General features: G+C 64.2%; 23 protein-coding genes and 1 other RNA gene. 9 read left to right on the top strand and 15 right to left on the bottom strand.

The annotated features are described in order from the left end of the window. Positions 1–12: 12 nt before the first annotated feature. The 3 genes from HG718_RS12570 to ffs form a co-directional block, all read right to left on the bottom strand. Entirely contained in the window at positions 13–330 is a 318-nt protein-coding gene (locus tag HG718_RS12570) for a YbaB/EbfC family nucleoid-associated protein (RefSeq protein ID WP_160586999.1), read from the bottom strand. Beyond that, positions 330–2,300: a DNA polymerase III subunit gamma/tau gene (locus HG718_RS12565; protein WP_160586998.1), complete on the bottom strand. Its 1,971-nt coding sequence runs from the start codon at positions 2,298–2,300 to the stop codon at positions 330–332. The genes HG718_RS12570 and HG718_RS12565 overlap by 1 nt, the downstream gene beginning before the upstream one ends. A gap of 52 nt (positions 2,301–2,352) precedes the next feature. Further along, positions 2,353–2,449: signal recognition particle sRNA small type (ffs, locus tag HG718_RS12560), an RNA gene on the bottom strand. Positions 2,450–2,555: 106 nt separating this feature from the next. On the opposite strand from ffs, the gene nudC reads away from it, so the two are divergent. Beyond that, positions 2,556–3,551 (top strand): NAD(+) diphosphatase, encoded by a 996-nt coding sequence (gene nudC, locus HG718_RS12555; RefSeq protein WP_244617625.1) that lies wholly within the window; start codon positions 2,556–2,558, stop codon positions 3,549–3,551. Positions 3,552–3,555: 4 nt separating this feature from the next. Here nudC and HG718_RS12550 read toward each other — a convergent pair whose 3' ends face one another. Beyond that, on the bottom strand, positions 3,556–4,431 hold the full coding sequence (locus HG718_RS12550; RefSeq protein WP_160586997.1) for a prephenate dehydratase: 876 nt from the start codon (positions 4,429–4,431) through the stop codon (positions 3,556–3,558). A gap of 37 nt (positions 4,432–4,468) precedes the next feature. Further along, a complete protein-coding gene (locus HG718_RS12545) occupies positions 4,469–5,275 on the bottom strand; it encodes a 3-deoxy-manno-octulosonate cytidylyltransferase (protein WP_160586996.1) in 807 nt (268 codons plus the stop codon). Between the two features lie 360 nt (positions 5,276–5,635). On the opposite strand from HG718_RS12545, the gene HG718_RS12540 reads away from it, so the two are divergent. From HG718_RS12540 to HG718_RS12515, 6 genes are all read left to right on the top strand, one after another. Further along, entirely contained in the window at positions 5,636–6,313 is a 678-nt protein-coding gene (locus HG718_RS12540) for a c-type cytochrome (RefSeq protein WP_188658426.1), read from the top strand. Between the two features lie 263 nt (positions 6,314–6,576). Continuing rightward, positions 6,577–8,427 (top strand): extracellular solute-binding protein, encoded by a 1,851-nt coding sequence (locus tag HG718_RS12535; RefSeq protein WP_244624799.1) that lies wholly within the window; start codon positions 6,577–6,579, stop codon positions 8,425–8,427. Beyond that, positions 8,424–10,277, top strand: coding sequence for an extracellular solute-binding protein (locus tag HG718_RS12530; RefSeq protein ID WP_244624798.1), 1,854 nt, complete (start codon positions 8,424–8,426; stop codon positions 10,275–10,277). Before HG718_RS12535 ends, HG718_RS12530 begins: the two co-directional genes overlap by 4 nt. A 145-nt stretch (positions 10,278–10,422) precedes the next feature. Next, positions 10,423–11,526: a microcin C ABC transporter permease YejB gene (locus HG718_RS12525; RefSeq protein ID WP_160586994.1), complete on the top strand. Its 1,104-nt coding sequence runs from the start codon at positions 10,423–10,425 to the stop codon at positions 11,524–11,526. Positions 11,527–11,529: 3 nt separating this feature from the next. Beyond that, positions 11,530–12,636 (top strand): ABC transporter permease, encoded by a 1,107-nt coding sequence (locus tag HG718_RS12520; RefSeq protein ID WP_188658425.1) that lies wholly within the window; start codon positions 11,530–11,532, stop codon positions 12,634–12,636. Next, positions 12,633–14,282, top strand: a complete 1,650-nt coding sequence (locus HG718_RS12515; RefSeq protein ID WP_160586993.1) for an ABC transporter ATP-binding protein — start codon at positions 12,633–12,635, stop codon at positions 14,280–14,282. Before HG718_RS12520 ends, HG718_RS12515 begins: the two co-directional genes overlap by 4 nt. Here the strand turns inward: HG718_RS12515 and HG718_RS12510 are convergent. The 3 genes from HG718_RS12510 to HG718_RS12500 all read right to left on the bottom strand — a co-directional run bounded on the left by HG718_RS12510 (position 14,279) and on the right by HG718_RS12500 (position 17,050). Next, positions 14,279–15,145: a C40 family peptidase gene (locus HG718_RS12510; RefSeq protein WP_160586992.1), complete on the bottom strand. Its 867-nt coding sequence runs from the start codon at positions 15,143–15,145 to the stop codon at positions 14,279–14,281. The genes HG718_RS12515 and HG718_RS12510 overlap by 4 nt on opposite strands. Continuing rightward, positions 15,145–15,483, bottom strand: coding sequence for a MarR family transcriptional regulator (locus tag HG718_RS12505; RefSeq protein ID WP_027838395.1), 339 nt, complete (start codon positions 15,481–15,483; stop codon positions 15,145–15,147). Before HG718_RS12505 ends, HG718_RS12510 begins: the two co-directional genes overlap by 1 nt. Positions 15,484–15,670: 187 nt before the next feature. Then, on the bottom strand, positions 15,671–17,050 hold the full coding sequence (locus HG718_RS12500) for a leucyl aminopeptidase family protein (protein WP_160586991.1): 1,380 nt from the start codon (positions 17,048–17,050) through the stop codon (positions 15,671–15,673). Between the two features lie 102 nt (positions 17,051–17,152). Between HG718_RS12500 and HG718_RS12495 the strand changes: the two genes are divergently transcribed. Continuing rightward, positions 17,153–17,839 (top strand): glutathione S-transferase family protein, encoded by a 687-nt coding sequence (locus tag HG718_RS12495; protein WP_160586990.1) that lies wholly within the window; start codon positions 17,153–17,155, stop codon positions 17,837–17,839. 94 nt (positions 17,840–17,933) lie between these two features. Next, the gene (locus tag HG718_RS12490) at positions 17,934–18,776 is read left to right on the top strand and encodes a tetratricopeptide repeat protein (protein WP_160586989.1); all 843 of its coding nucleotides are present in this window, start codon (positions 17,934–17,936) and stop codon (positions 18,774–18,776) included. A 94-nt stretch (positions 18,777–18,870) separates the two neighbouring features. On the opposite strand, the gene HG718_RS12485 is transcribed toward HG718_RS12490, so the two are convergent. The 7 genes from HG718_RS12485 to cpaB are packed head-to-tail and all read right to left on the bottom strand — an operon-like array spanning position 18,871 to position 26,783. After that, the gene (locus tag HG718_RS12485; protein ID WP_160586988.1) at positions 18,871–19,851 is read right to left on the bottom strand and encodes a type II secretion system F family protein; all 981 of its coding nucleotides are present in this window, start codon (positions 19,849–19,851) and stop codon (positions 18,871–18,873) included. A 30-nt stretch (positions 19,852–19,881) separates the two neighbouring features. Beyond that, a complete protein-coding gene (locus HG718_RS12480) occupies positions 19,882–20,886 on the bottom strand; it encodes a type II secretion system F family protein (protein ID WP_160586987.1) in 1,005 nt (334 codons plus the stop codon). A gap of 12 nt (positions 20,887–20,898) precedes the next feature. After that, the gene (locus tag HG718_RS12475; protein WP_160586986.1) at positions 20,899–22,392 is read right to left on the bottom strand and encodes a TadA family conjugal transfer-associated ATPase; all 1,494 of its coding nucleotides are present in this window, start codon (positions 22,390–22,392) and stop codon (positions 20,899–20,901) included. A 3-nt stretch (positions 22,393–22,395) separates the two neighbouring features. Then, the gene (locus HG718_RS12470; RefSeq protein ID WP_244617624.1) at positions 22,396–23,724 is read right to left on the bottom strand and encodes a CpaE/TadZ family protein; all 1,329 of its coding nucleotides are present in this window, start codon (positions 23,722–23,724) and stop codon (positions 22,396–22,398) included. Between the two features lie 11 nt (positions 23,725–23,735). Continuing rightward, the gene (locus HG718_RS12465; protein WP_160586985.1) at positions 23,736–24,434 is read right to left on the bottom strand and encodes a CpaD family pilus assembly protein; all 699 of its coding nucleotides are present in this window, start codon (positions 24,432–24,434) and stop codon (positions 23,736–23,738) included. Between the two features lie 4 nt (positions 24,435–24,438). Next, positions 24,439–25,956: a type II and III secretion system protein family protein gene (locus tag HG718_RS12460; RefSeq protein WP_244617623.1), complete on the bottom strand. Its 1,518-nt coding sequence runs from the start codon at positions 25,954–25,956 to the stop codon at positions 24,439–24,441. Then, positions 25,953–26,783 (bottom strand): Flp pilus assembly protein CpaB, encoded by an 831-nt coding sequence (cpaB, locus tag HG718_RS12455; RefSeq protein ID WP_160586984.1) that lies wholly within the window; start codon positions 26,781–26,783, stop codon positions 25,953–25,955. The genes HG718_RS12460 and cpaB overlap by 4 nt, the downstream gene beginning before the upstream one ends. Between the last annotated feature and the right edge of the window lie 51 nt (positions 26,784–26,834).

Genomic DNA, 26,834 nt, shown 5'->3' with positions numbered 1-26,834 from the left:
GATGGCAGCGGCCTAGAGTGAAAAGCCCGGCGGCAGGGGCAGCCCGCCGGTGATCGACTGCATCTCTTCCTGCAGCTTCGCCTCCAGCTTGGTGCGGGCATCCGTATGCGCTGCCACGATGAGATCCTCGAGGATCTCCACCTCGTCGGCGGCCATCATGCTGGGGTCGATCTTGACGCCCACAAGTTCACCCTTGCCCTTGAGACGCACAGTGACCATGCCGCCGCCGGACGTGCCATCCACTTCAAGCGCGTCCACGCGCTCCTGCATCTCGCCCATGCGGGCCTGAATTTCCTTCGCCTGTTTCATCAGGCCGGTGAGATTCTTCATCAGATGAAATCCTCTGTCGTCGGGAGGTCCCCACCCCCATAGTCGTCCCCGTCTTCTTCGCCCGTATCATCCGGCGGGGCGGGGGCGGCAGCAGCGCCTGCGGCGGCATCCGCGCCGAGATCCCGGATCTCCAGAATTTCCGCACCGGGAAAGGCCTCGAGCGCCGCCTTCACCAGCGGTTCCTGGCGGATTGCGGCAAGCTCCGCTTCGCGGGCCGCGCGCTTGGTATCGCCGATGGTCGGCTGGGCGGGCGTCACATCCTTGCGGGCCTGGGATATGAACCAGCGCTCATTGGTCCAGGCAGACAGCTTGCGCGACAATTCCTGGATGATGTCGCCATTGCCCTTGACCACCGCAAGCTCGATGCGGCCGGGGGCGAAATTGACGAGCTGGACGTCGTTTTCAAGCGCGTGCTGCAGCATCACATCGCGCTTCTGTTCGGCCATCGCCACAACGTCTTCGAAGCGCTGCAACTGAAGCCGTGCCGATGGGGCCGTCTGCTGCGCGGCCTGAGGGCCGCCGCCTGCAGCTCCACTTGTGGAAGAACCAGCACTCATGCTGGGCCCGGAGCTGGGCGCGGCGGGCGCCATGCGCACAGGGCTCTGGGGCATGCCCCCGGCGGTCCCTTGCATCGCAGCGGCACTCCCGCCGCCACCTGGGCCGCCGCCACCCCGAGGAGCGCCGGATGGTGCGGGCATAGCCTGCAGCTTCTTGATCACTTCATCCGGCGACGGAAGATCTGCCGCATAGGCAAGCCGCACGAGCACCATCTCGGCGGCGGCCAGCGGCCACGGCGCGCGCTCGACTTCGGCCAGCCCCTTGAGCAGCATCTGCCAGGTGCGCGCCAGCGTCTTCACCGGCAGCTTGGCCACCATCTCCAGGCCGCGCGTGCGGTCCATGTCGGAGACGGTCTTGTCATCGGCCGCGCTCTCAACGAGCTTGAGGCGCGTCAGCCAATGGGTCAGCTCGGCCATGTCAGAGATGACGACCGCCGGGTCCGCGCCGTCCTGATACTGCGCTGTGAGTTCGGAGAGGGCCGCGGCCACGTCGCCCTTCATCACATGCTCATAAAGGTCGAAGACGCGTCCGCGATCCGCGAGGCCCAGCATGGCGCGCACGCTGTCGGCGGACACCGCTTCGCCGTTTGCGGTCCCGTCACCAGTGTGTGCAATCGCCTGGTCGAGCAGCGACAGGCCGTCACGCACGGAGCCTTCGGCGGCCCGGCCGATCAGTGCCAAAGCGCCGTCGTCAATCGAGACGCCTTCCTTGCCGGCGATGTTGGACAGATGCTGGCTCATCGCGTCTGCATCCAGCCGCCGCAGATCGAAGCGCTGGCAGCGCGACAGCACCGTGACCGGCACTTTGCGGATTTCGGTGGTGGCGAAGATGAACTTCACATGCGCCGGCGGTTCCTCCAGCGTCTTCAGAAGGCCGTTGAATGCGGCCTTCGACAGCATGTGCACTTCGTCAATGATGTAGACCTTGTAGCGTGCGGACGTCGGCGCATAGCGCACGCTTTCGATGATCTCGCGAATATCGTCGATGCCGGTGCGAGAGGCCGCATCCATCTCCAGCACGTCCTGGTGCCGGGATTCCATGATCGACGGGCAGTGCACGCCCGGCCCCGGCATGTCGATGGTCGGCCCTTCAACGCCCTCGGCTTCATAGTTGAGGGCGCGGGCCAGAATGCGGGCGGTGGTCGTCTTACCGATGCCGCGCACGCCGGTGAGGATGAAAGCATGCGCGATGCGGCCGGTGGCGAACGCATTGCGCAGGGTGCGCACCATCGCCTCCTGACCGACGAGGTCATCGAAGGTCTGTGGCCGGTACTTGCGGGCAAGAACCTGATATTCGGCAGGTTGGGCGGGGGCGTCTGCCGAGCCGCCCATGAGATCAAACCCCGCATCGTCCGACGTCATGCCGAGATTGGGCTCATCTGCCTCATGCGCTGTGTCGGATGGCGGCGTCATGAGAGCGAGAGATGATCCTTGAAACGGGGCAACCCTGATGCTGGGTGATGAAGTGGGAGGCTGGACAGACGACCCAAGCCGAACTCGTTACGGCTGCTTCCTTCCGGACCTGACCGGGTTGGCGAGGGACTTGTCCGCCGCCAACCTCCCGAAGGCACTATATCAGACGCCGGGGGCGGCATGGCAACCCGGGCCATCGAAGATTCTGGCAGTATCCCTGCACCGGAGATGGGTGTTTGCCCGCAAGCGCCCGCCATGGCAGGTTTCCGCCCGAAAAAGCTCAAAGACGCACGACAGGAAGGCCGCCCCATGGCGCTTGAACCCAATCCCAACATCTTCGCCAACAACCCGCTGGACCGTGTCAGCGACAAACGCACGGACGAAGCGTGGCTGAAGGAGAAGATGGACGATCCCGAAAGCCGCTATGTGCCGTTCTACAATCTGCAGCCCTTCGTGCTGCCGGAAGTGGCACCGGGCGACGGCAAGGATATCGGCTGGCTGCCGCCGCAGATGGTGAAGCCGCTGATGACGTCGAACTCGGTGACAGTGCTGCTGGGTATCAACAAGCGCGGCCGGGCGCTGTTTGCCACTGATCTTTCAGCCGGTGAGAACCCGGAACAGACCGCCTTCAAGGGCATGGGTGAGTTCGAGGACCTGCGCGGCCTGGCCATGAAAGGTGAGATCACGCCGGGCGAGCTTGCCATCATGGCCCAGGGCAAGAGCATGATCGACTGGCACCTTCGCCACGGCTTCTGCGCCAATTGCGGCTATCCGACCGACATGATGGAGGCTGGCTACAAGCGCGTCTGCCCCGACTGCAAGGCGGAGCACTTCCCCCGCACGGACCCCGTGGTGATCATGCTGGCGACGCGCGGTGACAAGGCATTGCTGGGCCGCCAGCCCATGTTCCCGCGCGGCATGTTCTCGTCGCTGGCAGGCTTCATCGAGCCGGGCGAATCGATCGAGGAAGCCGTGGCCCGCGAGATGATGGAAGAGGCGGGCATCCAGGTGCGCAATGTGCGCTACCACTCGACCCAGCCCTGGCCCTATCCGTCGCAGTTGATGATCGGGTGCCATGCGGAAGCGGAAACCGAAGAAGTGACCGTGGACGGCATCGAGCTGGAAGAGGCGCGCTGGTTCTCTCGCGATGAGTTGCGCGCCGTGCTGGCCGGCGAAAACAAAGGCTTCTGGGTCCCGCCCGCCTTCGCCATCGCCCACCAGCTCATCCGCCACTGGGTGGATCAGGGCTGACGCCTCAATCCGCAGTTGGCGCGGCCAGTTCCTTTTCGATCTTGGCCCGATACGGGCTGGCCGGGTAGATGCCGAGGATCTTGAGTTCACTGCAGAAGAACTGCAGTTCCTCCAGCGCCAGCCGCACATTGCGCCGGTCCGGGTGGCCTTCGATGTCGGCATAGAACTGCGTGGCATTGAACGAGCCCGCCACCTGGTAGCTCTCGAGCTTGGTCATGTTGACGCCATTGGTGGCAAAGCCGCCCATGGCCTTGTAGAGCGCGGCCGGAACGTTCCGCACACGGAAGACGAAACTTGTGATTACTGGCTCTTCTTCCGGGGTCGCGTCGTCTGGCTCGTTGGCCATGATGAGGAAGCGGGTGGTGTTGTGGCTCGCATCCTCCATCTCTGTCTTGAGAATATCCAGGCCATAGATCTCGGCAGCTTCCGGCGCCGCCAGGGCAGCCCGCGTGAGGTCGCCCCGCTCGGCCACCTGGCGAGCAGAACCCGCTGTGTCCGCCGCCGCTTCAGCCTTGATGCCGAGCCCGTGCAGCGTCTTGCGGCACTGGCCCAGCGCCATGATGTGGCTTTGGGCGACTTTGATGCCGTCAAGCTTGGCGCCCTTGGGAGCCATGAGCGCGAAGCGGATGCGCAGGAAATGCTCCCCGATGATGTAAAGGCCTGATTCGGGCAGCAGGTGATGGATATCCGCCACGCGGCCGGCCAGCGAATTCTCGATCGGGATCATGCCCAGCCGGGCATCGCCCTCACTGATGGCGGCAAATGCCTCTTCGAAGGTGGCGCAGGCACGGGGTTCCATGCCCGGAAACACCTGCTGGCAGGCGATCTGGGAGTTGGCGCCGGGTTCGCCCTGATAGACGATGATGTTGTCTGCGCTCATTTTTGGCTCGTTTCTGGAAGTAGGTGCTGGTCCGCGATCATGCCGATTGGTGGGCAAAATAGGCGCGGGCGCGCTCGAGGTCTTCGGGGCTGTCCACGCCGATCCGCGTGCCCTGTGGCACGATGGCTGCATCCATACGCATGCCGTCCTCCAGCGCCCGCAGCTGTTCCAGCTTCTCGCGTATCTCCAGCGCCGATGGCGGCAGCGAGACGAAGCGTTCAAGCGCGTTACGGCGGAACGCGTAGATGCCCACATGGTGATAAAGCGGCCCGTCGCCCGTCGGCGCGGTGGCGCGGGTGAAGTAGAGCGCCCGGCCGATCTGTGCGTCCGGCGCGGCAAAGCTCGGCACCAGTTTCACGACGTTCGGGTTATCGCGCTCCTGCGCGTCGATGATGACCGAGGCCAGCGTCGCGATGTCGACGGCAGGCTCGGACAAGGGCGCAAGCACAGCCGACAGGATGTCCGCATCAAACACCGGCTGGTCGCCCTGCAGGTTTACGATGACCTGGTGATTGCCCTCGGGGTCCGCTGTGCGCGCTGCAGCCCAGCACCGATCCGTACCGGAAGGCAGGTCCGGGTCCGTCAGCACGGCGTCCCCGCTGGCAGCGGTTACCGCGTCGACGATCTCCCTATCACCGGCGGCGACAAGCACCCGGGCGCCGGGGACGCTTGCCGCCCAGTCCCGCGCAATCTCCCAGACCCGTACGATCATCGGCTTGCCGGCGATATCCAGCAGCGGCTTGCCGGGCAGGCGCGTGGCGGCCATGCGGGCTGGAATGACCAGGAGGGGCTTCAGATCAGCAGGCGCGTCGGTGCGGGAGAATGTGGCGGAAACAGCGGTCATCGGCAGACTATAAATCCCATCAGGCAGGGGCGCGCAAACCGGAGGAAAGGGCCCTGGCGGGGTGATTCGCGGGCGCGGAGAGCAGGCGATGCGACGCTTCGCCGCGCCATCGCCGCCCCGATTGCCCTCAAAGCCCGCAAAAACGGGCAAAATTCAGCCGCTTATACGTCTTGCCCGGCAAAACCGGAAGCGGGTAGTCTGCGCGCCAATCGCGCCGGGCCGCCCACCAAGGGCCTGCGGCGCGGCCCGTGCGACATGGCGCCCCTTCACGGCGTGCGCCAAAGACCCAGTATCCTCCCCGAAGTGCCACTCCGCGCTTTGATCTGACAAACGCTAAAGATAACTCCGGACTTCAGCATTATGGACAGCTTTGAATTCAACAAGATCGCAGGCGCCGTTCTGGCATCGCTCCTGGTGCTGCTCGGCATCGGCATGTTCCTGGCCCCGACCCTCTATCACGCAGCGGAGCCTGAACAGCAGGCCTATGTGGTCGAGGGTGTGGAAGTCGAGGGTGAAGGCGCGGCCGCCGAGGCCCCTGCCGAACAGTCCATCGAGGAGCTGATCCAGCTCGCCACCATTGAGCGCGGCCAGAAGGTGGCCCGCCGCTGCGTGGCCTGCCATACCTTCGAGCAGGGCGGCGAAAACAAGGTCGGCCCGAACCTCTATGGCACCATGGGTGCTTCCAAGGGGCACAGCGACAGCTTCTCTTATTCCGCAGCCCTCCTTGCAAAGGGCGGTGAGTGGACCTGGGATAACATGAACGCCTTCCTGCTGAAGCCGTCTGACTACATTCCGGGCACCGCCATGTCCTTCGCCGGTCTCGGCAAGGCCGAGGACCGCGCTGCGGTGATGGTCTATCTCGCCTCCCTGCGCGGCACGCCGTACCCGAAGCCCGAAGTGGCTGCAGCCCCGGCCGGTGAGGCCCCGGCTGAAGAGGCCGCCGCACCGGCGGATGCCACGGATGCTGCTGCTGACGCACCGGCTGCCGATGATGCAGGCACCGCTGATGGCGACGACATGCCGGGCCGCAACAACTGATCTGGCACACTGCACAACACTGATTCGTGAAGAGGCGGGCCCCTTGCGGGGTCCGCCTCTCGCATATGTGGCGCAGTTTCGTCACAATATGCGTATCGACTGTGGATCGGGCTGCGCCATGCTTGCCCGAAGCACGCTCGCACATTCAGAAACGATCCGGGTACGGAGACATGCGCTTTCGGCTGACATCACGGCATTCACGCACGCATCGCACGGCACGCGGCATTCCTGCCGACACGTGTGCCGCCGCATGGCAATTGGATGTGCGCCGACCTCTGGCAGCCCTGTCCTTGGTTGCGTCATTGGGCGTGGCGTTGCCGCTGGCCGCCGTGCCCCAGGCCCACGCGCAGGAGACGGTGACGACCAACGGCCTGTCGTTGATCGGTGAGCCCAAATACGCCCCCGACTTCACCCATTTCGACTATGTGAACCCCGATGCGCCGAAGGGAGGCCGCCTGCGCCAGGCGCTCTATGGCACCTTTGACAGCCTCAACCCCTTCGTCGTGAAGGGGAAGCCTGGCCCGGTCACTCTCGTCTACGACACGCTGATGGCGGATTCGATGGACGAGCCGAGCGCCGAATACGGCCTGGTGGCGAAGTCTGTGACCTATCCGGAGGATTTCGGCTGGGTCGAATTTGAACTCCACGACATTGCGCGCTGGCATGACGGAAAGCCGGTGACCGCAGCGGACGTGATTTTCTCTTTCGAGGCGCTCACCACCAACCATCCGCATTATGCCGGCTACTATGCCAACGTCACCAAGGCGGAAGCGCTGTCGGACCACAAGGTGCGTTTCACCTTCGACCAGACCGGCAACCGGGAACTGCCTCTGATCATGGGCCAACTCCCCGTGCTGCCCGCCCATTACTGGGACGGGTCTGACGGGCGCGACATCACCCAGACAACGCTTGAGCCGCCGCTTGGCTCCGGCCCCTACCGCATCACGGATGTGACCCCGGGCCGCAAGGTCGTGTTCGAGCGGGTGGCGGATTATTGGGGCCGCGACCTGCCGGTCAATCGCGGCAAGAACAATTTCGACCTCATGGTCTACGAGTTCTTCCTCGACAACACCGCCATGCTGGAAGCCTTCAAGGGAGACCGATACGACGTGCGGGTGGAGAACAGTGCCAAGTCATGGGCCACGGAGTATGACTTCCCGGCGGTGAAGGATGGCCGCGTGGTGCTGCAGACCTTCACCAGCAAGGTACCGTCGCCCATGCAGGCTTTCGTGTTCAACACTCGCCGCGAGAAATTCGCCGACAGCCGCGTGCGCCAGGCCTTCAATCTGGCCTTCGATTTCGAGTGGATGAACAAGAACATCTTCTTTGATCAGTACACGCGCACGGATTCCTTCTTCGAAGGCTCCGAACTCGAGGCCACGGGCCTGCCAAGTCCGAAGGAGCTCGAGTTGCTCGAACCCCTGCGCGGTCAGGTGCCCGAGGAAGTATTCACCCAGGATTTCGAGAACCCCACCAACCCGGACACCCGCGCCGTCCGCGCCAATCTACGCAAGGCAGCCGGGCTGCTGAGGGAAGCCGGCTGGGTTGTGACGGACGGCAAGCTGGTCAACGGCACCAGCGGCGAAGCAATGACCGTCGAGTTCCTGCTGCAGTCGCCCTCTTTCGAGCGGGTGGTTCTGCCCTTCAAGCAGAGCCTGGAGCGGCTGGGGATCGAGGCATCCGTTCGGACGGTGGATACGTCGCAATACCAGGCGCGCGAGGAGACCTTCGACTTTGACATCATCGTCGACAGTTTCAGCCAGTCCCTGTCGCCGGGCAACGAGCAGCGGGATTTCTGGGGCTCGGAAGGAGCCGACAAAGAAGGCGCCCGCAACACGATCGGCATCAAGGACCCGGCGGTGGATGCGCTGATCGAGAAGATTATCTTCGCACCAGACCGTGAGACGCTGGTGGCTGCCTCCCGCGCGCTTGACCGGGTGCTGCTGTGGAACCACTACGTGATCCCGCAATGGTGGAGCCCCCTGCGCTCGGCCCGCTGGAACCGCTTCGGCCTGCCCGACACCTTGCCGGACTACGCCCCGCTGGGCGGCTTCCCCACCGTGTGGTGGTATGACGACACAGCGTCCGCGGCTAGCAGCGGGAGCAGCCAGTGAGGGCGCGGCTCGCGGCCCTTGCCGCCACGATCGCCCTGGCGTTCACCGGTCCTGCGCAGGCGGAAAGCCTGGCTCCCAATGGGGGAGAGTGGCGCCACGGTATGTCGATCTTCGGCGACCTGAAATATGACGCCGGGTTCCCGCATTTCGACTACGCCGACCCCGCCGCACCGAAGGGCGGTGAGCTGCGGCTGATTCCCTCCGAGGCGTATCTCAACCAGGGTTTCCTCACTTTCGACACCCTCAACATCTTCGTGCTCAAGGGCTCGGGCGCCCATGGCATGCGGCTCACCTTCGATACGTTGATGACCCGCGCGTGGGACGAGCCGGACGCCATGTATGGCCTTGCAGCGGAAGCGGCCGCCATCGCGCCGGACCGCATGTCTGTTGCGTTCCGCCTCCGTGACGGCGCGCGGTTTCATGACGGCAGCCCGGTCATGGTGGACGATGTGGTGTTCACCTTCGATCTCCTGAAGGAGAAGGGACATCCGCTGCTCACCACGGCTATCCGTGACGTGGTATCCGCCGAGGCGGCGGGCGACCGCACCGTGGTCTACCGATTCCAGGGCGACCTCGTGCGCGACCTGCCCTTCACGGTTGCCGAGCTGCCGATCCTGTCCAAGGCCTATTATTCCGACCACGACTTTTCAGCCTCGTCGCTCGAGCCGCCGCTTGGCTCAGGCCCCTATCGCGTGGATGACGTACAGCAGGGGCGCTCGATAACCCACCGTCTGGACCCTGACTATTGGGGCCGTGACCTGCCGGTGAACCGGGGGCGCTTCAACTTCGGCACAGTGCGCTTTGAATATTTCCGGGACCGGACGGCTGCCTTCGAGGCCTTCAAGTCCGGCGAATACACCTTCCGGGAGGAATTCACCTCCCGCTTCTGGGCCACGAAGTACGAGTTCCCCGCCGTCACCGATGGCCGTGTCATCAAGCTGACGACGCCGGACAACCGCCCTTCAGGCACCCAGGGGTGGTTCATCAACACGCGGAAGGCCAAGTTCGCCGACCCCCGCGTGCGGCAGGCGCTGGGCTATGCGTTCGATTTCGAGTGGACCAACCGGCTCCATTTCCATGGTCTCTATACGCGCACGCAGAGCTATTTCGAAAACTCCGACATGAAGGCCGAGGGCCCGCCGAGCGAGGCCGAACTGGCCCTGCTCGAGCCCTTTCGCGGCCAGGTGCCTGACGAGGTCTTTACCGAGGCCTGGGTGCCGCCTGTCTCCAATGGCTCAGGTCAGGACCGGCGGATGCTGAAGCGCGGCCGGGATCTCTTGGCTGACGCTGGCTGGGTGGTCTCCGACGGCAAGGCGCGCAACGCGGCGGGTGAGGTGCTCACCATCGAGTTCCTGTCCGACACCCCCACCTTCGAGCGCGTGCTGCAGCCCTTCATCAAGAATCTTGGCCTGCTCGGCATCGATGCCAGCATCCGCCAGGTGGATGCGGCGCAATTTGAGGAGCGGCTCAAGGATTTCGATTTCGACATCATCATCCGCCGCTTCTCCATGCGCGAGACGCCCGGCGTGGAGCTGCGGGCCTTCATGGGCTCGGAGACAGCCGATCAGCCCGGCAGCCGCAACCTTGCCGGTATCGCCAATCCGGCGGTGGATGCGCTGATCGACCGGGTGGTCCACGCCACGACGCGGCAAGAGCTGGTGACGGCTACGCGCGCGCTGGACCGGGTGCTGCGCGCGAACCACTACTGGATACCCCAATGGTACAAGGGCGAGCACAATCTGGCTGTCTGGGACAAGTTCGGCTGGCCGGAGGTAAAGCCGAAGTATCACCGCGGTGTTATTCGCCTGTGGTGGGTGGACCCGGAAAAGGAAGCCCGTCTTAACCAGTAGCGACTAGAAACAGCCCCGCAGATTCGCTGACAGCGCCTTGTGGGTTGTCGCGGCGAACAAATAGGGCAAACTGCGATTCGCAGACCGACCTGCCTGCCGACCCAACAGCGCCTGAGCGTTCGACCCAGGGACCGATACCCGCCCGATGGCCGCCTATATCATCAGACGCCTGCTGCTAATGATACCGACCATTCTCGGTATCCTGCTGGTGGCATTCGCCATCGTCCAATTCGCCCCCGGCGGGCCGATCGAGCGCATCATCGCCCAGTTGCAGGGCAATGACGTATCCGCCACGTCACGCATCGGCGGCTCTCCCGGCGGGGACCTGGGGGCAGGGGCGCAATCAGCCGGCGGCGACACCGGCGGTACGGCCAAGTATCGCGGCGCGCAGGGGCTTGATCCTGAATTCATCGCCGAACTCGAACGCCAGTTCGGCTTCGACAAGCCCGTCCATGTGCGCTTTGCCGACATGGTGTGGAACTACATCCGCTTTGATTTCGGCGAGAGCTATTTCCGCGACGTGAAGGTGATCGATCTGATCGCCGAGAAACTCCCGGTGTCAATCACGCTCGGCCTGTGGACCATGCTTATCGCCTACACGATCTCCATTCCCCTCGGGGTGATGAAGGCAGTGCGTGACGGCACGCCGTTCGATGTGTGGACATCGGCTGTCATCATCGTCGGCTATGCCATCCCGGGCTTCCTGTTTGCGGTGCTTCTGATCGTGCTGTTTGCCGGCGGCAGTTATTTCGACCTCTTCCCCCTGCGTGGGCTGACCTCCGATAATTGGGACGAGCTTTCCTTCTTCGGCAAGGTGGGTGACTACCTCTGGCACATCATCCTGCCGGTGATGTCGCTGGTGATTTCAGCTTTCGCCACCACGACACTGCTGACAAAGAATTCCTTCCTCGACGAGATCCGCAAGCATTACGTGGTCACTGCCCGGGCCAAGGGCCTCGGCGAGCGGCAGGTGCTGTATGGGCACGTCTTCCGCAACGCCATGCTCATCGTCATCGCGGGCTTCCCCGGTGCCTTCATTGGTGCGTTCTTCACGGGCTCGCTACTGATCGAGACGGTGTTCTCCCTCGACGGGCTCGGGCTCTTGGGCTTTGAATCCATCGTCAACCGCGATTACGCGGTGGTGTTCGCGACGCTCTACATCTTCGGCCTCATCGGCCTCATCGTGACGCTGCTGTCGGACATCACCTACACGCTGGTCGATCCGCGCATCGATTTCGAGGCGAGGTAGGCCATGCTCACCGCCCTGATGCAGAAAACAGCGCTCGGCCGCGTGAACTGGGAAGCGACATGGATCGGCCGCTTCAACAAGGCGCGCACCTCGCCCATCAACCAGCGGCGCTGGCGCAACTTCAAGGCCAACAAGCGCGGCTACTGGGCCATGTGGGTGTTTTTCACCCTGTTTGTCGTAAGCCTGTTCGCCGAGTTCATCGCCAACGACAAGCCGCTGCTCGTCACCTTTGAGGGCGGCATCTACATGCCCGTCTTCACCGCCTATCCGGAGACCGAGTTCGGCGGCGACTTCGCGACCGAAGCGGATTACCGCGATCCCTTCGTGCAGGAGCTGATCAAGGACAAGGGCGGCATCATCATCTGGCCGCTGATCCGCTACAGCTACGACACCATCAACCTGGACCTGCCGGTGCCCGCGCCCGCGCCCCCAAGCGCCGAAAACTGGCTGGGGACGGATGACCAGGGCCGTGACGTGGTGGCGCGGGTGATCTACGGCTTCCGCATCTCGGTCCTGTTCGGGCTCATCCTCACGGTGTTCTCGTCCATCGTCGGCGTGGCGGCGGGTGCGGTGCAGGGCTATTTCGGCGGCTGGACTGATCTCATCTTCCAGCGGCTGATCGAGATATGGACGTCGATCCCGGCGCTCTACCTGATCATCATCATTGCCGCCGTCATCGAGCCCACCTTCTGGATCCTGCTCGGCACATTGCTGCTGTTCTCCTGGGTGGCACTCGTGGGCGTCGTGCGCGCGGAGTTCCTGCGCGGCCGCAATCTCGAATATGTAAGCGCTGCCAAGGCGCTGGGCCTGCGCAACATCACCATCATGTTCAAGCACGTGCTGCCCAATGCCATGGTGGCCACGCTTACCTTCCTGCCCTTCATCCTCAATTCGTCCATCACCACCCTGACGGCGCTGGACTTCCTGGGCTTCGGCCTGCCGCCCGGCTCACCCTCCCTCGGTGAATTGCTGGCGCAGGGCAAGAACAACCTCCAGGCGCCGTGGCTGGGCTTCACCGGCTTCATCGTCATTGCCACCATGCTGAGCCTGCTGGTGTTCGTCGGCGAGGCGGTGCGGGATGCCTTCGACCCGAGAAAGACGCTGCGATGAGCCAGGACACGTCCCGCAGGGGCGACAAGCTGGTCGACGTCGAAGACCTCTCGGTCGCCTTCACCCAGGACGGCAGCCAGACGCTCGCCGTGGACAGAGTGTCGTTCCACATCAGCGAAGGCGAGACGCTGGCGCTGGTGGGGGAATCCGGATCAGGCAAATCCGTCTCCGCCCTGTCACTGATGCAGCTCCTGCCCTATCCGGCAGCATCGCATCCGTCGGGCACCATCCGCTATCGCGGCAAGAATGTCGTGGGCGCGGATGAACGCACGTTGATGGGCATTCGCGGCAACGAGATCTCGATGATCTTCCAGGAGCCGATGACATCGCTCAATCCGCTGCACACCATCGAGCGGCAGGTGGGCGAAGTGCTGGCTGTCCATCGGGGCCTCCGCGCCGAAGCCGCCCGTAAGCGGGTGCTGGAACTGCTCAACAAGGTCGGCCTCCAGAACGCCGAGAAGCGCCTTGGTGCCTACCCGCACGAATTGTCCGGCGGCCAGCGCCAGCGCGTGATGATCGCCATGGCGCTCGCCAACGAGCCGCGCCTGCTCATCGCCGATGAACCGACCACGGCCCTGGACGTGACCGTGCAGGCGCAGATCCTGAAACTGCTCAAGGGGCTCCAGAAGGAGATGGGCATGGCCATGCTGCTCATCACCCATGACCTCGGTATCGTCCGCAAGATGGCCGACCGGGTTTGCGTCATGAAGCATGGCCATATCGTCGAGACCGGCGAGACGCAACGCCTGTTTGCGGACCCGCAGCATGACTACACCCGCCACCTCCTGAGCAGCGAACCCAAGGGCAAGCCGCTGGCAGCCCGGCCGGATGCGCCGGAGATCATGAAGACCGACGATCTCAAGGTATGGTTCCCGATCAAGAAGGGGGTGCTGAAACGCACCGTGGACCACGTGAAGGCGGTGGATGGTATCTCGCTGTCAGTGAGGCGCGGGCACACGGTCGGCGTGGTGGGTGAATCCGGGTCCGGCAAGACGACTCTGGGGCTTGGCCTGCTGCGGCTGATCGAAAGCGACGGACCCATCGTCTTCATGGGTCAGCACATCGAGGATGAAAGCTGGTCGAAGCTGCGGGCCCGCCGCGCGGACATGCAGATCGTCTTCCAGGACCCGTTCGGTTCCCTCAGCCCGCGCCTGTCGGTGGCGCAAATCGTGGAAGAAGGGCTGCTGGTGCATGGCTCGGGCCTCGGCTATGACGCCCGCCGCCAGCGCGTGGCTGAAGCACTGACGGAAGTGGGGCTCGATCCCGCCACCATGGACCGGTATCCGCATGAATTCTCCGGTGGCCAGCGCCAGCGCATCGCCATTGCTCGCGCCATGGCGCTGAAGCCGGATTTCGTGGTGCTGGACGAGCCGACAAGCGCGCTGGACATGTCCGTGCAGGCGCAGATCGTTGATCTACTGCGCGACCTGCAGCAGCGCCACGACCTGGCCTATCTGTTTATCAGCCACGACCTGAAAGTCGTGCGCGCCCTCGCTGACGAAGTCATCGTCATGCGCAATGGCAAGGTTGTGGAACAAGGTGCGGCGGACCAGATCTTTGATCATCCGCAGACGGAGTATACAAAGGCCCTGATGGCCGCAGCCTTCGATCTTGAAGCTGCACCTGAAGGCGTGGTGGCGAGCTAGGGTGCCCGCAGGCCCGGCATCCGGCGCACGGATGTGACCGGCCCGTCCGTCTCCGCGATGCGGGCAATGGCGGGTGCCACGGGTTCTGCAACAATCTTCATGTAGGTGGCGTTTGCGTGAAGCAGCGTGTCGCCATCCAGCATGATCCCCACATGACCTTTCCAGAACACAAGATCCCCGCGCGCAAAGGGCGCGCCGTCCGGCAGGGTTTCGCCCAAGGCTGCTTCCTGCATGTCGGTGTCACGCGGGCAGGCAAAGCCCGCCGCATGAAGCGCATTCTGGACAAGGCCTGAGCAATCAAGGCCGAGGCTCGACCGGCCGCCCCACAGATAGGGTGTCTCCAGAAACCCTTCCGCCACGGCCACGAAGTCATCTTCCCTGTCGGCTACCCCGCGCAAATGCTGGCTCACCATGTAGCCGCCCCCGGCAAGACGGCTGAACCGGTCTTCCGTCCCGGAAATCACCACCGGGCTGTTGAGGGAAACCCAGCCTGTCACCGGTGATTTGATGTCCGCGGCCCGGTAGATGAAGCTGCGGACGGCAGAAACCGCATGGGTAGGCGCAGGTGCACCCTCGGCGATGTCACGCGCCGCGACATAACCGACATAGCCGTCACGCCGGGCTTGCACCCAGGCAAAACCTTCGGCCCGGTCAAAAACTGTCACCGTTTCCCCCAGCAGCAGTTCGGTGTCCCGGGGGGCATCGGCAGCGGGCCGGCGGCGCAGGGCCGTGACGGGCACTGTCACATGCGCCGGTGTACCTTCCACGAAGCGGGGTGCCTCAACGCGGCCTTCAAGAGCGCGGTCGGCAAGATCCGGCCGCACCGCATTGAGGCGCGTATCGAGAAATGATGGGGTGGGCATCAGATGTCCCTGGCATGCTTGGCAATCAGTTCCGCGAACTCGGAAAGATAGACCGAGCCCTTTACCGTTCGCTGAACGAGCACGTTACGTCGATCCGTCTCATCGCGCTTGCGCTTTAGCAGATCCATGCGGCCCATGGCGTCCAACGCGCGGGTGATGGCGGGCTTTGAGATGTTCAGCTTTTCAGCAAGGCCACGCACGGTGTGGGGCGGAGGCGACAGATAAACGGTGAGCAGGATGGCCATCTGCCGGGACGACAGGTCCGGCCCGTCATCCCGCACCGTATCCGCGACAACATTGTGCCAGAGCTTCAATGCCTCAACGGATTTGAGTTCCATTGCGCCACCCCCCAAAGCCGTCCGTCACAAGGCCCCCCACAGGCTCTCACGGGACGTCCCTCTATGGTTAATGGTAGCGGTGGAGGGGCGCGTGCTGCAACCGCCTGCGAAATGAAAAACATTCACGAGGCTGATAAGTGCCGACAATTTTGTCAGCTCACGCATGGTATCTGACCGCGCGTCCAGCTCAGCCGTAGCGGGCGCACAGCAGGTGATAAATCGCGCGCGCCGCCTGCAACTCACCGCCGACAGGCCGTCCCGGCTTGGGCTTGGGCGTCCAGCCATAGACGTCGAAATGCACATAGGCGTCGGTCTGCGTCACGAAGCGGTTGAGGAACAGGGCTGCGGTGATGGAGCCGGCGAAGGAACTCTCCGGTGCATGGTTGATGTCCGCCACCTTGCTGTCGAGCATGCTCTCATAGCCGTCCCACAGGGGCAGCTGCCACAGCGGGTCATGGGTGGTTTCGGCCGCTGCGCTGATCTCTTGGGCAAGCGCGTCGTTGCGGGTGAAGAAGGGCGGAAGGTCAGGGCCCAGCGCCACGCGGGCGGCACCCGTCAGCGTGGCGAAGTCCACCAGAAGGTCCGGGCTCTCCGTGTCAGCTTCAGCAAGGGCATCCCCCAGCACCAGGCGGCCCTCAGCATCGGTGTTTGAGATTTCGACCGACAGACCCTTGCGGCTGGCCAGCACGTCACCCGGACGGAAGGCATTGCCGGACACGGAGTTCTCGACGGCAGCGACGAGCAGGCGCAGGCGCACATCAAGCCCCCGGTCCATGATCATCTGCGCCAGCGCTATGGCGGTGGCAGCACCGCCCATATCCTTTTTCATCAGCCCCATGAAATTGCCGGGCTTGAGGTTGAGGCCGCCCGTATCGAAGCAGACGCCCTTGCCCACCAGGGTGATCTTGGGCGCATCCGCCCGGCCCCAGGTGAGGTCGATCAGCCGCGGCGCGCGGTCGCTTGCGCGGCCGACTGCATGCACCATGGGGTAATTGTCGCGCAGTAGATCATCGCCGCGGATGACGCTGAGTTTCGCATCGAAGCGGTGATGGAGCTTCTCGGCCTCGGCCTCGAGCTCCGCCGGACCCATGTCGGAAGCCGGGGTATTGATGAGATCGCGGGCCAGGAAAATGCCGCGCGCGATGCGGGAGACTTCAGCGCAGTCAATGCCGTCAGGCACGACCATGCGTACCTTGGGCGCATCTTCCGCAGTGCCGGCGGACGCCTTGTAGCGGTCAAAACTGTAGGTCCCCAGGGCAAAGCCGAGCAGTGCCTGCGCATGATCCGCAGGTGCCGGCTCAAAGTGATAGAGGCCCGGCTGCAACCGCGCGGCGAGCGCGCCGTGCACGAACGCATCCCTGCCGTCGCCGAGACCGAAGAGCACGCGCTCGATCTCGCCATCGGCGGAAACGAGCGTCACCGCCTGACCGGCTTTCGCCTTGAAGCCCTGCGCACTGACAAAGCCCGCTTGCTGCGCGGGCGCACCGGCGAGCCAGCTATCGAGGGCTTCGTCGTCGAGGCAGGTAACGGGAATGGACGGGCCGGATTCGGCAAAAACATCGAGCATGGTCGGGACCGGAGCTTGTGGCGGAGTGACCTGCTATATGGCACGGTCTCAGGGGCAAATGGAACATGGTCCATTGCTGCAACGTGCACCCGGGAGCCTGTCATGCAGACGCCGCCGCTCACCCTTGTCATCGGCAACAAGAACTGGTCGTCCTGGAGCCTCAGGCCGTGGCTTGCCATGAAAAGGGCGGGACTGGCCTTCGAGGAAGCGCATGTGACCCTGCGCCAGGATGCCGAGACCCGTGCCCAGTGTCTGGCCCATTCGCCGTCGGGCAAGGTGCCGGTGCTCAAATGGGGTGAGGAAACGATCTGGGATTCACTCGCCATCCTCGAAACCCTGGCGGACCGCCTGCCCGCGGCGCGGCTGTGGCCGGAGGACGCTCAGGCCCGCGCCCATGGCCGGGCCATCGCCGCTGAAATGCATGCGGGCTTCCAGGCCCTGCGCCGCGACATGCCGATGGACTGCATCCATCACCGGCCCGGCGAGGGCATGAATGATGCGGTGGCAGCGGACATCAGCCGTATCATCGCCCTGTGGGCCGAAGCCCGCGGCCGGTTTGGCGAACAGGCGGGAGAGGGGCAGGGTGGGCCTTTCCTGCTCGGCGCCTTCTCCATAGCGGATGCCATGTATGCGCCCGTGGTGTCGCGCTTTGCCACCTATGCGCCGGACCTTGTGGCCCTGGGTGACCGGGACGGCGTCGCCCGCGCCTATATGGAAACGGTGACCTCGATGCCGGAAATGCGTCAATGGGTGCTTGAGGCGCGCGCGCAAATGGCGGCGCATGATTAATGGTTTCTTGAGGGCTCCCTGACACCATCACGTCAGGACAATCAGCACCGCTGCGCCTTGCGCTGCCCGGTGCCGGCCGTGAAGAGACCCTGACGTGAAACTGCGTTCCCGTTCCCAGATGCTGCCGCTGCGCCGCCCGGCGCAGGCGGTCCTGTTCTGCCTTGCTGCTGGTTTTGTGGCCGGGTGCCAGACCACAGGGTCGAGTGCCCAGGGTCCGCAAGGCCAGGCACTAGGAGAGCGCCTGAGCGAGGCTGACGTCCTATCTGAAATCAACGGCAATGTGGTCGCCAAGGCCGCCTATTGGGGCGGGCTCTATGAGCAGGATCCGCGCAACGCGGAAGCTGCCGCTGAATATGCCGCAGCGCTCCGCTCCATCGGTTCAGTGGACGCAGCCCTCGGCGTGCTGCGCCGGGCCCAGTCCCTGAGCCCCGACGATCCCCGCCTCATGGCCGAGCATGGCAAGACGTTGACAGCCGCCGGCCGCGCGGAAGAAGCCCTGCCGTTGCTTGAGGCCGCCATCGCACAGGACGGCGGCAATTGGCGCACCCTCACAGCTCTCGGCGTGGCACTGGACCAGCTGGCCCGCCACGAGGAAGCCCGCGCAGCCTATCGCCGCGCGATCGCGGCAGGCCCGGGCGAACCGGCCCCGTGGAACAATCTTGGTCTCTCCTATGCGTTGACCGGTCATCTGGAAGACGCGGAGCTGGCGCTGCGCGAGGCCATGGAAACCAACAAGGCCAGCGCCAAGATGCGCCAGAACTTGGCTCTCGTGCTTGGCCTGCGTGGTGACACGACAGATGCGGAGCGCCTGGCCCGTGCCAACAAGGTGCCCGCCGCCGTGGACGGCAACCTCGAGGAGCTGCGCGCGATCGTCACCCAGCCGGCCCTGTGGGCGCGCGAGGCAAACGCCGACAACAACCCGGTGATGATCGAGTAGCGCCCTGCGGCCGCCATCACGAAATGAAAGACCCGCCAGCCATCCGGCCCGGCGGGTTTTTCATGTGCGGTGTTTGGGGCGCATACCTTGTCGGCTAGTTCTGCATGAAGCGGATCGCGGCAGGACCCAGGATCACCACGAACAGCACTGGCAGGAAGAACACGATCATCGGCACGGTGAGCTTGGGCGGCAGCGCTGCGGCTTTCTTTTCGGCGGCCTGCATGCGGATCTCGCGGTTCTCATTCGCCATCACGCGCAAGGCATTGCCGAGCGGCGTACCGTAACGCTCAGCCTGGATGAGGCTGGTCGTGACGGCCTTCACACCGGGCAGCCCCGTACGCTTGCCGAGATTTTCATAGGCAAGGCGCCGGTCCTGGAGATAGGACAATTCAGCCGTTGTCAGCGCCAGTTCTTCAGCGAGTTCCACTGACTGGGACCCGATCTCCGCGGCCACCTTGTTGAAGGCAGCCTCAACCGACATGCCGGATTCAACACAGATCAGCAACAGGTCCAGCGCGTCCGGGAAAGCAAGCTGAATGGCCTGCTGACGCCGAGCAATGAGGTTTTGCACGAAGATGTTGGGCAGGTAGAAGCCGATCACACCCGCACCGCCCGCCAGCGCCAGCTTGCCCAGCGGCCCGTAGGACAGGTTGAGCACGAAGAAGATATAGATCAGCGCCACCACGAACACGATCGGCGGCATGGCGATGCGGAAAAAGAGGAAGGTGTAGATGGGCCCGGGGCCGCGGAAGCCCGCCATCTTCATCTTCAGCTGAAGATCTTCGTCTTCCAGCATGGTGCGCAGGTTAAGCCGGTCCACCAGCTTCTTGGCATAGCCCTTGGGTTGGGCGCGCAGGCTGCCGCGCTTGGTAGCCTCGCGGCTGTCGAGCTCGGCGCGCATCTTGGCGCGCAGGGCTTCGCGCTCTGTCGCCACATGCTTCATGCGGGTGGAAAGGGAATCCTGCTGCATGTAGGGCAGGCCGAGGGTGATGATGGTCGCAAAGGCGGCGCCTGCTGCAAGCAGCATGGTCATCACCTGCGGATCTGTCACCGTATCGACGAATGCCATGAACATGGCGGCTGAATTCCTTGGCTGGCTGGTGGCCTAGTAGTCGAAGCTCACCATCTTCTTCATCACGAGGACGCCACACAGCATCCACAACGCGCCGCCCACGAGCAGCGCCTGGCCCATGCGTTCGCTGAACAGCAGGCCGATATAGTCCGGGGTCGTCAGATAGATGAGGCCCATCACGCCCGGCGGCAGCACACCAATGATGGCGGCCGACGATTTCGCTTCCTGGCTCATGGCGGCGATCTTGCCCTTCAGGGTCTTGCGGTCGCGCAGCACCTTGGAGAGGTTCGACAGGGCTTCGGACAGGTTGCCGCCGGTCTTCTGCTGGATCGAAATCACGATGTGGAAGAAGCGCAGGTCCGACAGCGGCACCCGGTGGGTCATCTTCTCCAGGCCTTGATCGATAGGAATGCCGACCTTCTGGCCTTCCACCAGCTGGCGGAATTCATCCCGCACGGGCCCCTGGGCTTCGCTGGCGATGATATTGATGCAGTCATGCAGTGGCAGACCGGCCTTCAGGCCACGAACGATCACGTCAACAGCGTTTGCAAATTCATCCATGAACTGCTTGAGCCGCCGGCGGCGAAGAAAGGCCAGAAGCCAGCGCGGAAAACCGAAGCCGGCCGCAAAGCCTGACAAAAGGGCGACCAGCATGGCCTGGCCGGTCAGTGACATGAGGCTGAAAACGGCAAGCCCGCCGATGGCGGATGCGATGTGGAAATTGCGCGGCGTGACGTCCAGCCCCGCCTGTTCGAGCCTCACGCGCAGGGTGACACTCTGCTTGCGCGCCTCCTGGGCCTTGTCGAGCTCCTTCAGCGTGTCCTGAACCTGCTTGCGGCGCTGGGCATTGGCGTCGCCGCCGCTGCTGTCGCGCCCGCTGCGGCGGCGTGCATTGGTACCACCCGTCGCAACGGTCATACGCTTGGAGGATTGCTCGCGCTTCGACAGCATGGGGACGATCAGCGCATAGGCCGCGCCGCCCACGCCGAGGACGGCGAGAAAGACGGTGGCGATGAAAACCATCTGGGCATCGAACATGAGCTGCGCCCCTTACGCCTCGGCCGCTTCCAGCGCGCGCGCCAGCTCGCCTTCTAGGCCGTAATAGCGGGCCCGGTCCCAGAAGGCGGGACGTGCGATGCCGGTGGATTTGTGTTGGCCGGAAATGTTGCCCTGGGCGTCTTCGCCATCCATGTCGTAGACGAAGAGATCCTGTGTGATGATGACGTCGCCTTCCATGCCGGTCACCTCGGTGATGTGGGTGATGCGGCGGGAACCGTCGCGCAGGCGCGCAGCCTGGATGATGATGTCAATCGAGCCAGAAATCATCTCGCGGATGGTCTTCGACGGCAGCTTGAAGCCGCCCATGGTGATCATGCTCTCAAGGCGCGACATGGCCTCGCGCGGGCTGTTGGCGTGCAGCGTGCCCATCGAACCGTCATGGCCCGTATTCATCGCCTGCAGGAGATCGAATGCCTCCGGGCCTCGCACCTCACCCACGATGATGCGCTCGGGCCGCATGCGCAGACAGTTGCGCACGAGATCGCGCATGGTGATCTCGCCGGAACCTTCAAGATTGGCTGGCCGCGTTTCAAGACGCACCACATGGGGCTGCTGCAGCTGCAGTTCGGCGGCGTCCTCACAGGTGATGACGCGCTCGTCTTCCTCGATGAATGCCGTCATCGTGTTGAGCAGCGTCGTCTTGCCCGAACCGGTACCGCCGGAGATGAGGACATTGCACCGGCACTTGCCGATGATACCTAGCACCTTGGCGCCTTCCGGCGAGATGGAGCCGAACTTCACCAGGTCGTCCATCCGCAGCTTGTCTTTCTTGAACTTGCGGATGGTGAGGCTGGGCCCGTCAATGGCCAGTGGTGGAGCGATGACGTTGACACGGCTGCCGTCGGGCAGGCGCGCGTCACAAATGGGGCTGGCTTCATCAACACGGCGGCCAACCTGGCTGACGATGCGCTGGCAGATGTTCATCAGCTGCGAATTGTCGCGGAACTTGATGCCCGTCGCCTGAGTCTTGCCGCTCACTTCGATAAACACGTTCTCCGCGCCATTGACCATGATGTCGGCAATGTCGTCGCGCGCCAGAAGCGGCTCAAGGGGGCCGTAGCCCAGCACGTCGTTACAGATGTCCTGGAGCAGCTCTTCCTGCTCCGAGATCGACATGACAACGCTCTTGATCGAGATGATCTCGTTGACGATGTCGCGGATTTCCTCACGCGCGCTTGCCGCATCAAGCTGCGCCAGCTGGGTGAGATCGATCGTGTCGATCAGCGCGTTGAAGATCGTCGTCTTGACCCGGTAGTAGTCCGCCGAGCGTTCCTGCGGTCGCCGCGGCTGGGCGGCGGGCTTTTGTGCGGCATCAGCCGGTGCTGTGGGCTTGGGTGCCGCGGGCTTGGGGGCGGCAGGCTTTGCAGCCGGGGCCGGCGGTGGTGCCGGACGGGCCTGGGCCGGAGGGGGCGCAGCAGGCTGCGCCGGGGCCCGTGGTGGGGTTCCCGGTGTCTGCGGCCCGTCATTATCGCGCCGCCCGAACATGCGCTAGCCCTTCCGTCCAAGCAGCCGGGACAGGATCGACGGCGCACCTTTGGCGCTTGCGGCCATCTGGCGGCCGGACACGACAGAAGCAAGGTGGCGCATGCCCTGCGCTGTCTTGCTGCGGGCATCCACTTCCTCAATCATCTGTCCGTTGTTGGCGGCCTCACCGTAGAGCGCCGCATCAAAGGGCAGCACGAGGGCCGGGTCGCAACCCAGTGCTTCGGCGAAGTCGTGCACGGGAATTTCCGGCCGCTTGGACACACCCACCTGATTGAGCACCAGATGCGGCTCGGCATCATTGGGGCGTGCGGCTTTCAGCGTATCCAGCAGGTTCTTGGTGTTGCGCAGGCTCGCAAGGTCCGGTGTCGCGGTGACGACAATCTCGTCGGACTCAAGCAGCAGCTTGCGGGTCCACGGCGTCCACATATGCGGCAGGTCCAGCACCACACAGGGCACCGAATGACGGACCACGTCGAGCACCAGCTCGAAGGTTTCCTCATCGATCATGTAGTCGCGGTCGAGCGTTGCCGGAGCCGCGAACAGGCTGAGATGCTCCGTACACCGCACGAGCAGGCGTTCGAGCAGCACATCATCCAGGCGCTCGGGCGCATATAGCGCGTCAGCCACGCCCTGGGCCGGGTCCTGGTTAAAGTCGAGACCGCCGGTGCCGAAGGGCAGGTCAAGGTCAACGACAGTCACGTCCTCGTTCATATATTCCGAAATGCACCAGCCCGCATTGTGGGCGATGGTGCTGGAGCCTGCGCCGCCACGCGCACCGACAAAGGCGATGGAGCGGCCAAGGGGCGGAGCCTCCGGGTCCGCATAGAGGTTAGAGATGCTCTCCACCACCTGGACCGGGTTGAACGGTGCCACGAGATAATCGTTCACGCCCTTGCGGATCAGCTCCCGGTACAGCGTGATGTCGTTGGAATGGCCGATGACGACGATGCGCGTGCCCGCGTCGCAGACCTCGGCAAGGCTGTCTAGGGACGCCAGCATCTGCACGCCCGCAAGGCGGCTCTCAACGATGATAAGGCCGGGCGTCGGCGTATCCGAGTAATGGGACACGGCAGCACCGATGCCGCCCATATGCACGGTGAGGTGAGCCTTGGCGAGGCGGCGGTCCTGCGCGGAACGCTGCAGCGCCACGCCGACTTCCGGGGTTTCGCAGAAGGCCTGAATGGTGATGCGCGGCACCGGACGGATCACCGGGTTGTCTCCCGGTGCCGGCTGTGCGGCAGGCGCTGCGGCCATTTGCGGCGCAGCCTCGAAGGGCGAGGCGGCATCCGGAAAAGGCGGCATCTGCGGATCGATATGATGGGCTTCGCTCATCGGCTTTAGGCTCAGTTCTGGTTGACCTGACTGATCGCGCTGGATTCTTCCTCCGCGCGCTCGGTCTGTGTGGTTTCGCCCTGGCGGTAGCGCTCGAGAATGGTCTCGCGGCGCTGTACATCAGCAGGGTCCTCGCCGCGCGGGGCCACGAGATCGCCCGGATCAGCGACCATCACCGCAAGGTTGTTGCGGCTGGCGCAGCCGAAATTGGGCGAGGCCGTGTTGCGCGGGTTGAAGGCGTAATCCTCGGACCAGTTGCCGCAGGGCGACGGCGTGGCGACATACTGGGTGAAGGACAGGATGAGAGGCGCTGTGTGGGCGGACCCGGAGGCGCGGTAATGGCTCAGGCGCAGCCTGTTGGGGCCGACCGCATGGGAATCAAGCCGGGTCTCGACCTCGGCAACCGCACGGGACACAGCGCCGCGATTGGGCGCGCCATCCGGAATGGACAGCACCATCGGCCCATTGCCGCGCGCCTTGTAGCGCGCCGCGAAGTGATCGATGCGGGCGATATCCTCATCCATCAGCGACACGGAATCCGGCGCCACATGGATCATCAGCGTCGCCGCCTGCTCATCCACCGTGATGGGGTGTTCGCGCTGGGCCTTGTAGGATTCCGTCGGGCCGTTCTGCCCGAGATTTGCGCAGGCCGAAACGGACAGCGCCGCTGCCACGGCCAGGGAAAGCGGAAAAAGCGTCTTCAGTCCCATGGCGCTACTCCAGAACAAAGCCGACCGGACCCTGAAGCTGTTTCTTCACGTCCGAGGCGTTGGCCCCATAGGTGCCATTGAGGCGGCCCATGAGAATGGTGTCGATATCGCTGGCCGGCACCTGGTCATCCGTAGGCAGAACGAAATCGCTCTCGTTCTTGGGGTCCACCAGGTAAGGCGTGACGATGACCACCAGTTCCGTTTCCGCGTTGAGGTAGTCACGCGACCGGAACAGGGAGCCGAGAATGGGGATGTCCTTCGCGCCGGGCACGCCGTCGATGTTCTGACGCGTGCTTTCCTGGAGCAGACCGGCCAGGGCCAGCGATCCGCCGGACGGCAGCTCGACGGCAGTTTCCGCACGCCGGACGCGCAGGGCCGGAATGGTGATGCCGTTGATCTGCACCACGTTGCCTTCAGTATCCGTCGCAGTGCCACCCTGCGACACGAAAGCACCTTCAGAGGACAGCTCGCTGACTTCGGTGGAGATCTTCATGCTGATGCGACCATCGGACAGCACCACCGGCGTGAAGGCGAGGCCCACACCGAAGGGCTTGAACTCGATGCGCACATTGCCGTTGCGGTCGCGGTCGGACGGCACCGGGAACTCGCCACCCACAAGGAAGTTGGCGCTCTCACCGGAGATGGCGGTCAGCGTGGGCTCGGCAAGGGTACGCAGCAGTCCGTTGCGCTCAAGCGCTGCCACGGCACCGTCGATCAGGTCCGACCCGCCGACGCCGAAATTGCGCGGCGTGGTGTTGAGACCGCCGAGGGACTGGCCCTGCAGCGAGAAATTGTTGGCGGTGTTGAGGCGCAGCGCCAGGTCACCAATGGAGGTGATGGCCGACAGGTCGATGCCGAGCTGCTTGATAAGCGACCGCTGCATCTCGGCGATGGTGACCTTGAGCAGCACCTGCTCCTTGCCCTCGATCGCCAGCATGTTCAGCACCTTTTCCGGGTCGCCCACAAAGCGGGCGGCTATGTCGCGTGCCTTGCTGGAGGCTGCTGCGTTGGGAACGATGCCGGTCAGCATGATGTTCTCGTTTATCGCTTCCACGTCAATGCGGGAGGAGGGCAGATGACGGCCCAGCACGCCCAGCAGCGAGTCGATGTCGCGCTCAACGCGGATCTCGAGGTTCAGAACCTGGCGGCCCGCCTGGTCGAAGAAGAACGCATTGGTTTCGCCGACCTCCATACCCAGCAGATAGGTGCGGCGGGCACTGCGCACGATCGCGTCGGCAATCTCCGGGTTGGAGATCAGCACGTCCGATGCATCGACCGGCAGTTCCACCACAGCGGCCTTGTTAAGGCCGAGGGTCATGACCTGGCTGTTGGCCCCTTCGCCACCCGGATCGACCCGCACGACGGGAGTGCCTTCCTCGCCGCCTAGCAATTGCGCGGCGCTGGTAGGTGCCGCAGCCGGAGCGGCGCTAAGAACAAAGGCGAGGCCAGCGGCAAGCACGGCCTGGCACAGGAACTGCGGCGTCGTCGTGGCGCGGTTCATATGGTTGCCCAGCCTGCTCATCGGCCGCTCCTCGGCTGCTCGACGGACGTCACGCCATAGCGCACGACCGTGACCGCGCCACCGGAATTGCGGCGGTTGCCGGCGGCGGCAAGCGCACCCGTATCCACCGGTCCGCCTGCGGAGGAATCCGCGATGCTGCGAAGGGAAAGCCAGATGTCGCCGAGCGCCTGCGAGCGCGCCAGCGTTTCCGCCTGGGCAGGAGTAAGCTCAAGGGTGGCAGTCTTGCCGATGGCGATCTTCTCGCCTGACCCATCTTCGGACTGGCCGAAAGTCTGATCGATGGCGAGCACGCGCACATTGGCAAGCACGGTGTCGCTGAAGACCTTTGAGTTGCCACCGGTATCGCTGCGCTCTTCGCGCGTCACGATCACGTCCACCCTGTCGCCTGGCAGGATAAAGCCGCCAGCGCCCGTTTCAGGTGATATTGCGACGGAGACCGCGCGCATGCCGGCGGCAAGGCGCGCCGCCATGAAGCCGGCAGCTTCCGCGTTGATAATCTTGGTATTGGTCACCGGCTCGCCGCGGCGCACGGTGGCGCGCACGAGCGCGCCCTGCATGCCGGTCATGGCGTCAGGCATCTGCTTGCGCACCACATAGCCGGAGGCCAGTGCTTCGGTCGGCCACACCTGCCAGCGCAGGTCCCCCGGGGTGATCTTGGCGCCGATCTCCAGGTCGCGAGACGCGACCAGCACTTCGTCAGTGACGATCTGCGGTTCGGCTGGTGCGGCCTGTTGCACGGGCTGGCTTACGAAACTCGACGCGAGCCAGGCCGCAGCGGCAGCGGCCAGCACGGCGACGATCAGAACAGCGATGCGGGCGACGGACATATGCCTTGGCCTCTGCAAGAAACTCGGTTGGCCGCCCGGGGAAAGAAGGGT

Source organism: Pyruvatibacter mobilis (assembly GCF_012848855.1).
In the GTDB taxonomy this organism is placed as follows: domain Bacteria; phylum Pseudomonadota; class Alphaproteobacteria; order CGMCC-115125; family CGMCC-115125; genus Pyruvatibacter; species Pyruvatibacter mobilis.
This window is presented reverse-complemented; position numbering and strand designations above follow the sequence as displayed.